Below are 13,765 nucleotides of genomic sequence, written 5' to 3'. Positions count from 1 at the left end.
ACGCGCCTACGGGTTTGCATTATCCGCTGCAAAAGGAACAGAGGTGGTTGGTGCAATATTATTGATATTTATTACAACAAAACCTTCTCCTCTTGCAGGTGCTCCATCATATCTAGCGGTACCCTTAAATACAGTTTGATCTTCGATAAATCTTACATGCTGGCTTGAAGCTAGTTGTGCTCCTGCTCTTTCAGCTAGCAAATACAATGAGCCAAATCCACCGATAATATCGCCATCTGGAACAAAATCTAACTCTACAATATCTCCACTCTCTACTGGCATTGTACTTAGCTGAGATGACACAAGTGCTCCTGCAGCGTTGAATGAAAGGGCTTTTGATAATAATGTCATTTTTGTCTGACGATTCATTGCCCAGAATGTTTTACCATTACTGTATTTTGGTTCAGCTACACCAAGCTTCAATATTAACGCCGCATAAAACTCTACAGCGGTCATACTGCTTGCATCAATTTTTAATAGATTTTTTGTGTGTAGATCAGTCCATGGTGGTGCATCGCTTCCCCAGTTAGTTGGCTCTGCAGTCTGAGCAAGTCTTTTGGCTATTCCTAAAGGCATCTTTACACCAGTACCATAACAAATGGCTTTATCTACTGCTAATCCAATTGCTTGGCCCAGTGCCTGCAAAATCTCATTAGCAAGGTTAAGTTCACTATCCTCAAGAATTGAATTAGGTATCGGAATAAATCCTCCAACCTTATAGCCATCAACCTCAACTTGGTTAAACTCAAGTTTTAACTCATTTAATTTCCCTATGGCTTCTGTCCAGACACCTTCAGGAATAGTTCCGGCAATGTTTTGGCGAGCCTTACCTGGTACAGGCTTTAATCTTACCTTACTAATTAACTTACTATACTTATGTAAATTATCTCTTAATAAATCAAGCATAACCTCAGGTATAGTTAGATCCGCACCTGTTATAGCTCTTTTCTGACCTATTAAACTTCTTGTACGTTCAAGGAAACTTTTTACTTCCTCTCTATGGACAAAGTCAACTAAAGCTTCCCTTGTCATACCTCCGAAAAACTTTCCTGTTCTCATATATGCTGTTCCTCCCTGTGCTTTCTTATCATTGCTCCTTTCATTTGGAGCAGGATCATTAGAGTTCAATTTCTCTAACTCACTTTCTAAATCAGCTATTTCACTTTCAAGCTTTGTTTTTGACTTATCAAGTTCTTTTTGGTCAGCTTCAAGTTTTTCTGTTTCTTCCTCAACAGTAGCAATTTCTTCATCGGTCTTTGCCTCATCAATAGCGACCTCTAACTCTGATGTTCTTTTATCTAGGTTGGATTGCTTTTCTAATAACTCAGATAAACTCACATTTCTTTGCTCAATTTTCTTAGCTATCATTATTTGTCTTAGTGCCATAACTTTGTAACCTCTCTCTCAATTGTGATTTTCTTTGCTCCAGCTGCCTTTGCTTATATTGCTCAACCTCTTCATGCCTTGCCTGTACTCCCGTTTCCTCATAAGCTGGAAAAGTACAAACCGAAACTTCTCTTAAATCAACTTTTTCAAGCGTCCACTTTACTGATCCATCATCACGCCAGTCAGTAGTCTCTTTTTCAATATTAAATCCAAAAGAGCATTGATCTACATCACCGCGTTTTACCCTTTCATATAAGTTAACTGCATCAGAATCATTAGGGTTAATTCTTATCTTGCCCCACAGACCTCTTGAGTCAATTTTCAATTCAAGGGTTCCGGACTTATTTCTACCTAATACAAGTGAGGTATCATGATTAATTAAGGCTCTCACATCATTGCCCATTGTTTCATCAAAAGCTCCAGGCGCAATTTCTTCGAATGCACCTGGCCATAACTCTGTTTGCTTATTAAACACAGCGAAATAGCCTTCTATAAACATTTCATTATTTTCTTGTTCTCGTGTTTTAAGTTCTGATAACAAACTTCTTATCTGCGTTTTAGTCCGTTCCATCACTCTCACCACCTTTCAGTTTCTTTTGATCTCCTATCATCCCAGCGGGTATATAGTTCTCTAAAATAACCCTTTCATCTAGTCCATCAAGTGGTGACATTCCTAGCCAATCTCTAACTTCATTGCCCAGCATAATACCTCTTACATACATATTGCCTCCCACATCTGCCAGCTCCTTAAGATCGTAGGCATACAGACTTCTTGGGTTAAACTTGAAGTATAAGTCTGGACTGTACAAGAGTTTCCTTGTTAACTCCTGCTCTATACCCTTTGCTAATGGGAGTATAGTAGTGTTAATGAAGTTGTTATATTCATCTTTGTTATAGCTGCCAACTCCCAAGAAGAAAGCAGGTATACCGAATATACCTGCTACTGTCTTTTTATCAATTTGTACAGTTTCATTTATCGCAATATCTTTTAGCGATAGGGGTTTTACCTGCTGTACCTCTAATAATTCTGCAGGTATGATCCACGGTTGCCCTGCGTTAGCGGTTTTTAGATAATTATTGTAAACCGATTCCCTACCTTCTTCGCTCGAAACCTCTGCCGTATTAGCATCAACCTTTACAATGAGCGATGGCATATATTTACCACTCATAAATGATTTTTTAGTTGCTGTTGCTTGAGATAAGTTATTAATAATCTCTTTAAGAACTACTCTATAACCCTGCCCCTTATACGGTTTTTCTGGATTAGGGTTAATTATGAAATGCAAAACCTCATTATAGCTATAAGTTTTATTATTATAAGCTATTGAATAACCATTATTTGCATCTACAATTCTTACCTTTGAAGGTCTCAGTGGAGTAAGTTCATCAATCAAACCTTTAGAGTCGATTTTAGGATAAACAATGCTATTGCCTTCGCCGTCTAACAATAATGTGTAAGCAATGTTATATATCCATGTTTTACGAGTCATATAGCTACAAGGATTAATATCTATCTTTTTTGATAGCTCGTTTTTGACTCTTATATCTCCACTATCAGTGTTTTTCATAAGATGTATTGTCATTGAAGATATTAAATCGGATATTTTATGTACAGCCATTTTTACTTCGGGGTTATTTGACAGCTTGGTATAACCCGATAAAACTAACGAGTCATATGCAGTTGTTGTTAAGAACCAACTTTCTGCAGGTGTTGGCTCTGCTCTTGTTTTCTTCAACCAGCTAAATACACCCATTTATCCACTACCCTTCAACCATTTACTTGCTGTTCCGGACTTCTCCATATTTTTTATAAGCCTAACAGCACTAAATACACTTGCATCAAATAAGTCAATACGCATTGTTGTTTCAACCTTTTCATACTGGATCATATCATCAGTCTTCTCAATTGCCCGTACGTTCTGTAGACAATACTCATATGCTTGCGAATGTAAATAATAGAGATCTCCGTCTTTTGCTTTTTTCTCTATGCGCCTAAAGCCTTGGGATTTATTTATGTATAACTGTGGTTCGTCCACAATGCTAAACCTAGCTCTTTTCATCCCTAAATAAAACTCTTGGCCAAACTTCCTATCAAAGCCAACCTGTTTTATTTTGAAGCCCATTGTTCTCATGTTTATAAACCAATTGATTATGTCACTATAATTCACCGTAGGATTATTACACATAGTTAACCAGCCATCGTCTTGCCAACCAAACAAAGGTATATTATCCTCATCAGCTTTTATAGCAGCCGCCACAATAGGGAACCACGCATGTGTGATTACAATATCCACGTCATGCCATTTATTTTCACTATCTTTATAGACATTTTTTAAAGTTCCATATAAGGCACTTGCAGTTAAATCATGTAGCTTAGATAGATCTGCACCACCATACCAGTCTATAGGCATCTTTGCTAGTTCCTCTATGGTCCAATTAAATTTCTTATCGCTATTTCTAAATTCATCAATATTGAAATAAGCCTTTAATGCTGCTGTATAGATGTTTAGACTCTTAGCAAAAAAATCTTTTCTCTGCTGTGGGTCATTCTGAGCCTGTAATGCATCGTTCATTATGTCATCAGGTCTTATAGATACTCCATACGCAGGATTAGCCATTTCATGAATGATAGGGTTTGTATAATCTACATTGCCTTTTTCATCTCTATCAGCTCTACATATGAAAATAAAATAAGCTTCGTCCTTCACAATACCTTCAAGTATTTTAATGCAGTATTGTAATCTGTTATAGCAAAATGAATTCATCTTGTCCCCAGCTGTTGAAATCCCAATCATTAGTTTGTTGGTGTAAGCCTTCATTGCTTCTTTTATAATGTTATACTGCTTAGGAGTTTTATAGGCATGTATTTCATCAGCTATAGCAATGTTACAGTTTAACGAGTCCTGCCGATCCGGATTAGCTGCTAAGGCTTGGATAAATAAAGACCCGTCACCTAAGTCCCCACTGATACTATGCTCTTGGTTATTGTCAATTACTCTAAAGTTATCTTTCTCCCCCATTTGCCCCAGGTTAAAATTTATAAAATTAAAGCTCTCAAGCGATTGTTTTAATGCTGCTGCTACTATATAAACTTTTGAACCGCTCCGCCTGTTCAAGAGGCCAAGCGCCCAGGCTAAAGCTGCAGCAAATGAGGTTTTTATATTTTTCCGTGGAATAAAAATAAACGCTTCCTTAAAGCGTCTGATCTTAGTTCCTTTATGATAAAAACCCAGCAGGTTATATATTTGAAATTTATGAAAGGGCTCTAATAAAAACGGCGTACCTCTTAACGGAGCGCCGTCTAGTCTTTCCCCTTGAGCATGCACAAAGGTTTTTTCTATTATGTTTATTACAAACTCTGCATCTTTTGGGTTAAAATCATATGATGGGTTCTTTAGGTCATTTATAAACCTTGTGCAACCTAGTATTAGTTCTCTACATCCAATTTTTCTACCTTCAATTATGCTATTAACGTATTCAAATACTACATCATAGTTATTAAATTTTTTACTCAAGTTTACTCAACACGCTTGCTAAAACTGATTTCTTATTGCTATCTGCTGTGACGGTTTCTAACGATTTTGGGTTGAGGCATAAGCGGTCAGAATACGCTAATATATCTTTTCTTAAGGTCTCTAGGGTTGCAACAATCGGGGCTTTTTTTACACCACCTTGAGCAGTGAAAACCTCATATTCGTAACCGTCTTTTTCAAACTTATCATTGATCGTTAAATACTGATAGACTAAATCGGCATACAAAGTAATTAGGCGGTTATACTGTTTTTTATGTATCCCAAGCTCTCTCATAGCTGTAATAGTTGATCTTTTTATTGTCTCCCTAGTTGGTATAATTGCCATGCTCTCACCTCCCAAAAAAAGTTTTCACAGTTCGCTCTATTGGAAAAGCCCCTACCCCCCCGGTCTTCAAAGGTTATAATTAAGACTTCGATAGGAGGGGGGATACTTTATTCTTCCAATACAATCCAATATAGGTTAATTGGTTATTTGTTCTATCATGCATCTTGTCGTGGCATTTACTACACAGGCTAATAAGGTTATGGCTATTAAGCTTTAGACTATTATCTTCTTCGATTGGTACACAGTGATGAACAGTGGTAGCAGTAACACTCTTGCCATATCTCCTGCACTCTCTGCACAGATAATTATCACGCCTTAGTACCTGGGCTCTTTTCTTCTTCCATTTCTTTGATTTGTAGATGTTAGCCATTAATCACAGTTCTATCCTTACCACTCGCTAGGTCAACACCTATATGCTCAGCAAAACACTTGCTTAAAACTTCATCAATATAAGACTGAGGTAAAACACTATTGCATTCTTTACATACAAAATCTTTACCAACTGACTTCACATTAGGCGAATTACACTTGTTGCATAACAGGTCTTGAATAGTCATATCATCACCCCACAAACTTAACTAAATCACTATCTATTAAATCTTGGAACTTATCTTTATGTGCATCAATAAATGCTGCAAACCCGTTAGGTGTTACAAGTTTCAATTCCTTAGTATTCTTCAAAACTATTAAATAAACAGGGTGTTTTACCACTCTGTAATAACACGGCTTTTTGAAATAGGCACACTTAAAATCTCTATTGAAACCATAATCTAGTAGTTTATTTACATTGGATATAAATGCACTGGGTGTTTTCATAACATCACCTCAATTGATTTTTGGTATATAAAAAACCACAGCTCTCGCCATGGTCTTATATATTATATATTTTATTATTACAAAATTTTATCCAAAAGTGTCCAGTAAAAATGCTACCTATCATATTATACTTTTATATCTCTAAATACAGTCCAGGAACATCTTTTTTATCAACTTTCATTGGTTCACTAGTTACATATATCTTTATAATAAGATCTTCTCCTGGTTTAAAAGACCTAGGATGTGTAACTGATATAGTAAAGTTTAGTTTATATGTCTCTCCTAACACATTTCTAAATACCAAGATGCAATGTATAGATATTTCTTTTCTTATATCTACTTTTAACTTGTCAAAACTAAGAATTCCCAATTCCTTTAAATTCCCTATTGGCATAAGAAATGACTTTTGTTCTTTATCATTACGTTTCCACTCCCATATCCCATTCTCAAGAATTTTTTGAGTTTCATAACGTGCTATTCTTACATCTATAACGGGTATACTTCTTATGTTTTTAATGATTAAATTAATTGATTTTTTTTCCCTATAATCATTTCTTGAGCATTTTATTTCCCTTACTTCACTATTATTATCTTTCAAATAGACATCTAAACAAGGTTTAAATTGGCTTTCAAGCTGTTTATCATATCTTTGGAGTATATCCTTTGTGTTCATTCTTTCAGCCTCAATCAGTTTAATTGTATTAATCTTCTGCTCATTAATAGTTTTACTCAGTACATATAGAGTGATTAGTCCACCAATTATTGCACCAAATAAACTCCCAAAGAAACCAATCCAAACATCCAGATTACCTGTCGGTACTGTTAACCAGTCTGGAAGGGTGTAAGCTTCTATTTTGCTGTTGTAGACAATTATATTTAGAATAATAGTAATTATGATTATACCTATTAACGTTATAATAAATACATATAAAAATAATCTGGCTTTTCCTTGCTTGTTCTTATGTTTTTCTTTTGACAATGCTATATAAACTTTTAAAGCTCCTCTAATATACAGTAATCCAATGACGACTAATGACATAACCCAAATTGTCGTACCAATCATATCAATCCCTCCTAACCTAACTTAGATATTCCATATTATAACTTAGTTTCCTGCTTAGGAGGATTCAAAAAAGCCACAACTCCCACAGAGCCATGGCTTTTGATACATTTTTAACTATACCAATTATAACTCATACTTTGTGCAAAAGAGTGCAAACTTTTAGATGATCTTCTTTTCATCTATTTTTTTAAGGTAATTATAGACTGTTCTTTTTGATACATGGACTGCCTTAGCTATCTTCCAAGCTGGCATTCGAGGATCTCTCATATGGTGCATAGCAATCTGTTTCTCTACATCACCTAATCCGTTGACTACTCTTTCAAGCTCTTTTCGTTGATTAACAGCTTCGTTCAAATCTTCTTTTAAGCAATCAATGTCAAAGCTCAGTTCGTTTATTTCTCTGGCTACATCCATAATATTAGCTTGCTTAGCAGTGCCTCTTATATTATCGTGACTATAATCAATTGCTGTTATCTCCATAGGCTTATAAATATCTCGTAATCTTCTAAGGTGCCTTTCCTTTCGTGCAATTTCAGATTTTAATGCTGCTATCTCTTGTATGAGTTTTTTATATTCTTCGATGATTTTTATTTTCAAATGCTTCTCCTCTGATAATTTGCTAACTAACCATATAATCTTCAATACTCTTATCAACCCCAAACAACGCTCTGGCAACCTTCTCCAAGCCACGTTGTGCAAGTTTCTTAGACCAACGGTCACTAAAATATATTCGCTGTGATACTTTAAACCACGATAGATTATCTATGTACCGTGCTTTTACAGCTTGGTATTCTGCCTCATCTAATAAGCTCAAAGACGAATTAACGCATTTAACAATTTTCTGAGTTGCTACTAGTCGTTTATCATCAGCTGGAGCTGTAACTAGTAGTGATTTAATTGCCTGTTCATTGGCTTTATGGTTATATAAAAGTTCTTTAGTTTCTTTGATTATGTCTATGGTATTTCACCTCTAATAATTTGCTTATGCAGATAAACTGCAAATCTCTTTATACTTCTTAACTCTAGCCTTAACAGCATTCATTAAAGCATCTTGTCCAGCTTCTTTATTCATCAAAGCCTTAAGTACATCTTCGTCAATTGTGCCTTTAGCTATTAAGTGATGTATAATAACGCTATGTGTTTGGCCTTGTCTATCTAACCTTGCGTTTGCTTGTTGGTATAGTTCAAGACTCCAATTTAAGCCAAACCACACAATTATGTTTCCACCAGCCTGTAGATTAAGCCCATGGCCACAGCTTGCAGGGTGTGCTAACATTAATTGTATTTTGCCTTTATTCCAATTTTCAATATCATCATTATTCTCAAGCTTTTTAGGCTTGTACTTCTTAAGATGCTTCATAATCCGATTGTAATCATGCTTAAAGGAATAGAATACTAACACTGGTTTACCATTAGCACACTCAACTATCTCTTCAAGGGCATTAAGCTTTTCTTTGTGAAGCTCTTTAACTTCTTTGTTCTCGTTATATACTGCTCCGTTTGCAAATTGTAATAGTTTATTACTAAGTCCTGCAGCATTGGCTACAGATATCTCTTCATCGTCCATAAACTCAAGTACCATCTTCTTTTCAAAGTCGTCATACCTGAATCTATCTTTTTCAGATAGTCGGATATCTACATTACGATTTATTCTTTCTGGTAATTCTAAGTAGTCTCTAGCTTTCATGGATATACAGATATCTGAAATCTTGTTGTAAATGGCTTCTTCGCTTGTCTGTTTTAGCTTATAGTTATAAACGACATGTCCATTAGTTTGTCCTGGTATAAAGTAGTTACGTCTGTAATGCCCTATAAACTTACCTAATCGCTCTCCCATATCCAGTAGATATATCTGACTCCATAGATCTATAAGGCTATTTGGTGAAGGTGTACCTGTAAGTCCTACAACTCTGTTGATAAGAGGCCTTACCATCTTTAGAGCCTTAAACCTTATTGACTTTGCACTCTTAAAGCTTGATAATTCATCGATAACTACCATGTCAAAAGGAAAGGCACTTCCATACTGCGCTATTAACCAGGCTACGTTCTCACGATTGATTATGTAAATATCTGCTTTAGCTTTTAGAGCTGCTTTTCTTTTAGCAGCTGAACCTAAGACCTTGGAATACTTGAGATGTCGTAAGTGATCCCATTTCTCTATCTCTGCACTCCAAGTTGAATCAGCTACTCTTAAAGGTGCTATTACGAGAACCTTGTTAACCTCTAATTCTTGATACATGAGATAGTCTATAGCCATTAATGTAGTAACAGTTTTACCCTAAGCCCATTTCTAAAAATAATCCGCAATAAAGATTATTGATTATATGTTCCAATGCGTGTTGCTGATAACCGTATGGCTTAAATCTCAAGGCCCACACACCTCCTCTCATTCCCTAAAAAGTCATCATGTTTTGAGTGCCAAGCAGCATGCTCCTCTTGTGAAGAAAACACCATTAAGTTATCTGGCGAATTATTTAATTTATCCCCATCAATATGATGGACCACCTCACCTTTACGTAGCTTGCGCCCTAGCTTCTTCTCAGCTACTACTCGGTGCTCATGCCGCCCGTAATACTTTCTATATGATTTACCTTCGCCTTTACCTAAATGACTAATTCTTAATTTTGCTCTAACCTCTTTCGTCATTCTGAAAGGGTTCAGTTCCTCATTCATTGTTTTCATGTGGCAACTTCTACTACAAAAATTACGCTCACTTTTTTGTGAAGGTGATTTTGTAATAGGCATACCGCATCTAAAACAATACCCCCGTATTTTATTTCTACCCTTATACTCGAAATAGCATTTTTTACTGCAAAAATTTCTTTCTTTTAACTTGCTAGGTCTAATGTTGAACCCTTTACCGCACCAATGACATTTAACCAACACTAGCCTTTACCTCCTCAATAAACTGGTCTAACTTCTCTTGCGTATCAACTTTATAAACCTTAAATCCTAATTTCTCTAGTTGCTTTTTTCTTGTTCTTTGTCTTGGCTTTAGGTCATCGCCCGTACTTTTAGTTTCAACCCAATAAACTCTAGCACCAGGTAATAAAACAATTCTATCTGGAGCTCCTACCCAAAAGTAAGGCAGAAACTTTAGGGCTAAGCCTCCCATATTTTTAACTGCTTCTCTCAGTTTTTTCTCAATCAGTTTTTCTCTCAATTTAACACCTCAAAATATCCGAGGTAACAAAGGTAACAAAAAATTCATAAATACTATATATACGCGTATAGGCGGACACAGACGCCTATTTTACGTATATTTCCCCCTAATACATAAATATAATTAAAAGGTAAAAGTTTGTTACCTTTGTTACCTCAAGTATGAAAAACGTTACAGTTATAATTATTATGGTAGGTAACAAAGTGGGTAACAAACTATTTTCTTTGTTACCTTTGTTACCTTCACTTTGTTACCCATTAAGTGGTTTGTTACCACTTTGTTACCTACTTTGTTACCCTTTCGTAACCTCTTTGAGGTCCATAGCCTTTTATCTTCATCAGACCACCTTTATTACCGCAGATACGCCATCCTTTTAAAGATTTCATAATATTATGCAGCTCAGTAGACTTACGTCTATCCAAGTCCTTTTTAGGGGCTCCAAAGCATTCTCTCCATATCTCTATAACACTGATTTTATTTCTCAACATAGTGCCTTCCCTGGAGGTATATTCATTACCTTGAAAGTAAAATGCTCTACTATCAATATCCATGTCGTACCAGTTATCAGGCACTAAAGTATCTAAGTATTCCTGAATTACCCCCGCCCTATCATCCACTTTACTATGCTGCTCTTGAACCTTTCTGGCTTCTGTTTCTAGCGCGGGATCCAAGAATAACTTCTCGCCTTTGTTATAAACCTCTTGTGCTTCTGCCCAAACTTGGTCTATTTCGTATTGGTCTAAATCTTTAAACATATTTTTAGTAGGTTCTTGAACTAATGTATCGACAGCCCAAAACCTACGATTACCTGTAACATCGTTAAGAAAATCACTATTATTAGTAGTACCGAAAAACACACATTGTCTTGGAAATTCACCTGTTCTTCTGCCGTATGCTACTCTAAAAATGTCTGTTTGCTTGCTGATGAAGTGTTTGATCTGCTCCGTTTCAGCTTTTCTAAGTCCTGCTAATTCACCCATTTCAATTAGCCAATACCCTTGAATTTGCTCTGTAGCTTCTTTACCTTGAACAGTAGTAAAGCTATCACTAAACCACTCTTGGCCTAACTTTCTAAGAATAGTACTCTTACCTATACCCTGTTTACCTACTATAGTGAGAACATAATCGAACTTGCATCCTGGTCGCTTAACTCTAGCCACACAAGCCACTAATGACTTTCTAGTTACTGCCTTGGTATACTCTGAATTCTCAGCGCCCAAGTAATCTATAAGTAATGAATCTATTCGTTTTTTACCATCCCAAACTAAGCCATCAAGGTACTCTCTAATAGGATGGAATGCATTATCTTGAGTTACATTGGATACCGCATCATCAATCTTAGCCTTAGTAAAAGCCCCGTACTTTTCAAGAAAACTTCTTAGCCTAGCATCATCTGAATCTTCTAAAACTGCATCCGCCGCAATTCGTTTATCTATCTTTCGCCAAGGTAAATCTCTCAGAGCTACATCTTTTTGACTGAATTTATTCCTGGCCAAACATCCTTTAATCCTCTGTTCATTAGAAAGAATTAACTCAATGTTCTTGATGGTGTTTTTATAACGGCCTTTACTGTCCATATCAACGTTTTCAGTCCAGCTGATATCCTCTTCAATAACCTCTGCAAAATCGCCTAATGCAGCCTCGATCTTTTCCTTACCTAGTAATTGCCTAACGGCTTTATCCTTACTACAGAACTCAACCATGGCTTTATAAGACGGTAACCGGTTACTAGGTGTATTTGCTTGTGCATCTTCATCTTTGAGCCCATATAAGTGAATACGAACGAGGTCAAATGAGTTACACAACTTACCACTTGATAGGTCTGTTCCATGGTGACTGTAAGCATATTTATCCTCATAAGTTACTAATCCAGCTGCAGTACTACCTTGTTTATAGGTGTACCTACCTTCAATGCTACAAGCCTCATAATCGTCTTTAAGAAACTTCTCTATAGCTTCGTGTATGTCATAACACCTGCAGAATGCACCTATTAAGCCTGGCTTCTCTAGTGGATCACCTTGTTTTTTTATACCTCTTGCTATGATCTTGTCCACCCTATCAGAAATTGGCCATGCGCTGCTGTCCTTCCAATCAAAGTAGGTGTTTAAGACTTCATCAGCGTTTAACCAAGGGGCATCTATCTTCTCAAATAGGTATTCGGCATCTTTAGAAGTACTTGGCCAATACATCAATCTAGAGGGCTGGAATGTTGTATCATCAAAATCATTGATACCTAAATCCCCTGCTATCCGCCTCGATATAGCCTCATATTCATCTGAATACACAGGTCTATTAACAGGGACTACAAGCCTTAATTTAGGGTTTTTAGAGCTATGGGTGTGGGTGCTATACATAACAGCAGCACACCCATAAAGCATTTCAAAACTATCAAATATACAGCTATCTTCTTTGGCGTGATCGATGTCTAAAGTAATAACTTGCCTATTAACTACACTGTCAGCTTTCCTTACCCCTTGACTTAGATAGCCACCTACAAAGGCTCCTACGTCTTTAATTTCGTCCCTTCTGCTCTTAGGACTACTCAAGTATTCGTTATGCGTTTCAGCAGTCCGAGTTGTTTCGCTAAGCTTCTGAACCAACTCAGACCAAGTTATATCTTTGTTTTTCCATTTTGTTTCCCAACGGCTTCTCCCAACCGCAATGGCTAATTCACCATCATAATTCACTGTCTCACCACCTGGTGTTTACAATTTCTTTCTCTCGCTAATTTTTTGATGTATTTTTGCAATTGTGATTCCCGTCTTAGTTAGGTCTGCATCTTTTTGAATTAACCCTTTTTGGTTTAATATCAATAACTGATGCTTAGATACACAAATTAGATTGCTAATATCGAAGTTATATCTATCACTATCACCGAATAATATTACGTGACCAGAAGGCACAGGCCCGTTACATTCTTCCCAAATTAAAATGTGCTTCTGCTTCCACTTATTTGGATCAGCAATCTTTATATAAACATAACCGTCGCCTTTTTTAGCCTCTGTACCAACGGGCAGATAATTAGCAGGCCTATGACCTTTCTTGAATTGAGTAGTTTTCCCACCAATGCTAAGTCCTTTTTTACCTTTATTAAAAGGAATATGACCTTTCTTGAAACATCCAGTAAGGCCGCTATTAATTTTTCGGTTTGCGTAATATGATTTCATCTGCCTTACAGTGTAGTTCGTACCAAACGTTTGATTTAGTAACTTTGCCATTTCTTTAGGGCCTACACCAATATGATTTTTTGTAATAAATTTCTGTATTCTTTCTGGGTATAGTTTAGTTGCCCTTCCAGCTGGTACTCCACTTGGCGTTTCACTTCTTAGTTTGTTTCTAGATTTATAAGACTTCATTTTTGATCCAGTAAACTCTGTTCCAAATTTGCTGTTTACAAGTTCTACTAAATCCTTTGTTGTCGTACCTGTAACATTATTTGCAATGAAATCTTTTAATTCTTTTGAATATCTTTTCATCGG

The 13,765-nt window shown here is 36.3% G+C and carries 15 protein-coding genes and 1 pseudogene; all 16 read right to left on the bottom strand.

The annotated features are described in order from the left end of the window. Nucleotides 1-6: 6 nt before the first annotated feature. On the bottom strand, nt 7-1,386 hold the full coding sequence (locus tag IMX26_RS13190; protein ID WP_195158855.1) for a phage major capsid protein: 1,380 nt from the start codon (nt 1,384-1,386) through the stop codon (nt 7-9). After that, nucleotides 1,358-1,957 carry an HK97 family phage prohead protease gene (locus IMX26_RS13185; RefSeq protein ID WP_195158854.1) on the bottom strand — a complete coding sequence of 200 codons (600 nt, stop codon included), beginning with the start codon at nt 1,955-1,957 and terminating at the stop codon, nt 1,358-1,360. The genes IMX26_RS13190 and IMX26_RS13185 overlap by 29 nt, the downstream gene beginning before the upstream one ends. Continuing rightward, the gene (locus IMX26_RS13180) at nt 1,944-3,122 is read right to left on the bottom strand and encodes a phage portal protein (RefSeq protein WP_243259147.1); all 1,179 of its coding nucleotides are present in this window, start codon (nt 3,120-3,122) and stop codon (nt 1,944-1,946) included. The genes IMX26_RS13185 and IMX26_RS13180 overlap by 14 nt, the downstream gene beginning before the upstream one ends. Before the next feature lie 18 nt (nt 3,123-3,140). After that, nucleotides 3,141-4,901, bottom strand: coding sequence for a terminase large subunit (locus IMX26_RS13175; RefSeq protein WP_195158852.1), 1,761 nt, complete (start codon nt 4,899-4,901; stop codon nt 3,141-3,143). Continuing rightward, a complete protein-coding gene (locus IMX26_RS13170; protein ID WP_195158851.1) occupies nt 4,894-5,244 on the bottom strand; it encodes a P27 family phage terminase small subunit in 351 nt (116 codons plus the stop codon). The genes IMX26_RS13175 and IMX26_RS13170 overlap by 8 nt, the downstream gene beginning before the upstream one ends. Nucleotides 5,245-5,323: 79 nt before the next feature. Continuing rightward, nucleotides 5,324-5,614, bottom strand: coding sequence for an HNH endonuclease signature motif containing protein (locus IMX26_RS13165; protein ID WP_195158850.1), 291 nt, complete (start codon nt 5,612-5,614; stop codon nt 5,324-5,326). Beyond that, on the bottom strand, nt 5,607-5,801 hold the full coding sequence (locus tag IMX26_RS13160) for a hypothetical protein (RefSeq protein ID WP_195158849.1): 195 nt from the start codon (nt 5,799-5,801) through the stop codon (nt 5,607-5,609). Before IMX26_RS13160 ends, IMX26_RS13165 begins: the two co-directional genes overlap by 8 nt. Before the next feature lie 4 nt (nt 5,802-5,805). Then, complete coding sequence (locus tag IMX26_RS13155; protein WP_195158848.1) at nt 5,806-6,060, bottom strand: hypothetical protein; 255 nt, start codon at nt 6,058-6,060, stop codon at nt 5,806-5,808. Nucleotides 6,061-6,193: 133 nt separating this feature from the next. After that, nucleotides 6,194-7,123 (bottom strand): hypothetical protein, encoded by a 930-nt coding sequence (locus tag IMX26_RS13150; RefSeq protein WP_195158847.1) that lies wholly within the window; start codon nt 7,121-7,123, stop codon nt 6,194-6,196. 159 nt (nt 7,124-7,282) lie between these two features. After that, entirely contained in the window at nt 7,283-7,720 is a 438-nt protein-coding gene (locus tag IMX26_RS13145) for a DUF1492 domain-containing protein (RefSeq protein ID WP_195158846.1), read from the bottom strand. A gap of 22 nt (nt 7,721-7,742) precedes the next feature. After that, entirely contained in the window at nt 7,743-7,937 is a 195-nt protein-coding gene (locus IMX26_RS13140) for a hypothetical protein (RefSeq protein WP_195158845.1), read from the bottom strand. 168 nt (nt 7,938-8,105) lie between these two features. Next, a pseudogene (locus IMX26_RS13135) lies at nt 8,106-9,492 on the bottom strand (DEAD/DEAH box helicase). Continuing rightward, a complete protein-coding gene (locus IMX26_RS17950) occupies nt 9,482-9,769 on the bottom strand; it encodes an HNH endonuclease signature motif containing protein (protein ID WP_243259146.1) in 288 nt (95 codons plus the stop codon). Before IMX26_RS17950 ends, IMX26_RS13135 begins: the two are co-directional and overlap by 11 nt. A 229-nt stretch (nt 9,770-9,998) precedes the next feature. Next, on the bottom strand, nt 9,999-10,286 hold the full coding sequence (locus IMX26_RS13125) for a VRR-NUC domain-containing protein (RefSeq protein ID WP_195158843.1): 288 nt from the start codon (nt 10,284-10,286) through the stop codon (nt 9,999-10,001). A 284-nt stretch (nt 10,287-10,570) separates the two neighbouring features. Beyond that, nucleotides 10,571-12,886 (bottom strand): virulence-associated E family protein, encoded by a 2,316-nt coding sequence (locus IMX26_RS13120; protein ID WP_243259144.1) that lies wholly within the window; start codon nt 12,884-12,886, stop codon nt 10,571-10,573. Between the two features lie 105 nt (nt 12,887-12,991). Then, entirely contained in the window at nt 12,992-13,762 is a 771-nt protein-coding gene (locus tag IMX26_RS13115; protein WP_243259143.1) for an HNH endonuclease signature motif containing protein, read from the bottom strand. Between the last annotated feature and the right edge of the window lie 3 nt (nt 13,763-13,765).

The organism is Clostridium sp. 'deep sea' (assembly GCF_014931565.1).
In the GTDB taxonomy this organism is placed as follows: Bacteria; Bacillota; UBA994; order PWPR01; family PWPR01.
The sequence above is the reverse complement of the archived record's forward strand: the minus strand, read 5'-3'. Positions and strand labels throughout refer to the sequence as shown.

Coding starts and splice junctions, on each gene's coding strand:
- IMX26_RS13160 (WP_195158849.1), bottom strand. CDS start 5,801: ATGACTATTCAAGACCTGTTATGCAACAAGTGTAATTCGCCTAATGTG.
- IMX26_RS13190 (WP_195158855.1), bottom strand. CDS start 1,386: ATGGCACTAAGACAAATAATGATAGCTAAGAAAATTGAGCAAAGAAAT.
- IMX26_RS13150 (WP_195158847.1), bottom strand. CDS start 7,123: ATGATTGGTACGACAATTTGGGTTATGTCATTAGTCGTCATTGGATTA.
- IMX26_RS13155 (WP_195158848.1), bottom strand. CDS start 6,060: ATGAAAACACCCAGTGCATTTATATCCAATGTAAATAAACTACTAGAT.
- IMX26_RS13115 (WP_243259143.1), bottom strand. CDS start 13,762: ATGAAAAGATATTCAAAAGAATTAAAAGATTTCATTGCAAATAATGTT.
- IMX26_RS13165 (WP_195158850.1), bottom strand. CDS start 5,614: ATGGCTAACATCTACAAATCAAAGAAATGGAAGAAGAAAAGAGCCCAG.
- IMX26_RS13185 (WP_195158854.1), bottom strand. CDS start 1,957: ATGGAACGGACTAAAACGCAGATAAGAAGTTTGTTATCAGAACTTAAA.
- IMX26_RS13170 (WP_195158851.1), bottom strand. CDS start 5,244: ATGGCAATTATACCAACTAGGGAGACAATAAAAAGATCAACTATTACA.
- IMX26_RS17950 (WP_243259146.1), bottom strand. CDS start 9,769: ATGACGAAAGAGGTTAGAGCAAAATTAAGAATTAGTCATTTAGGTAAA.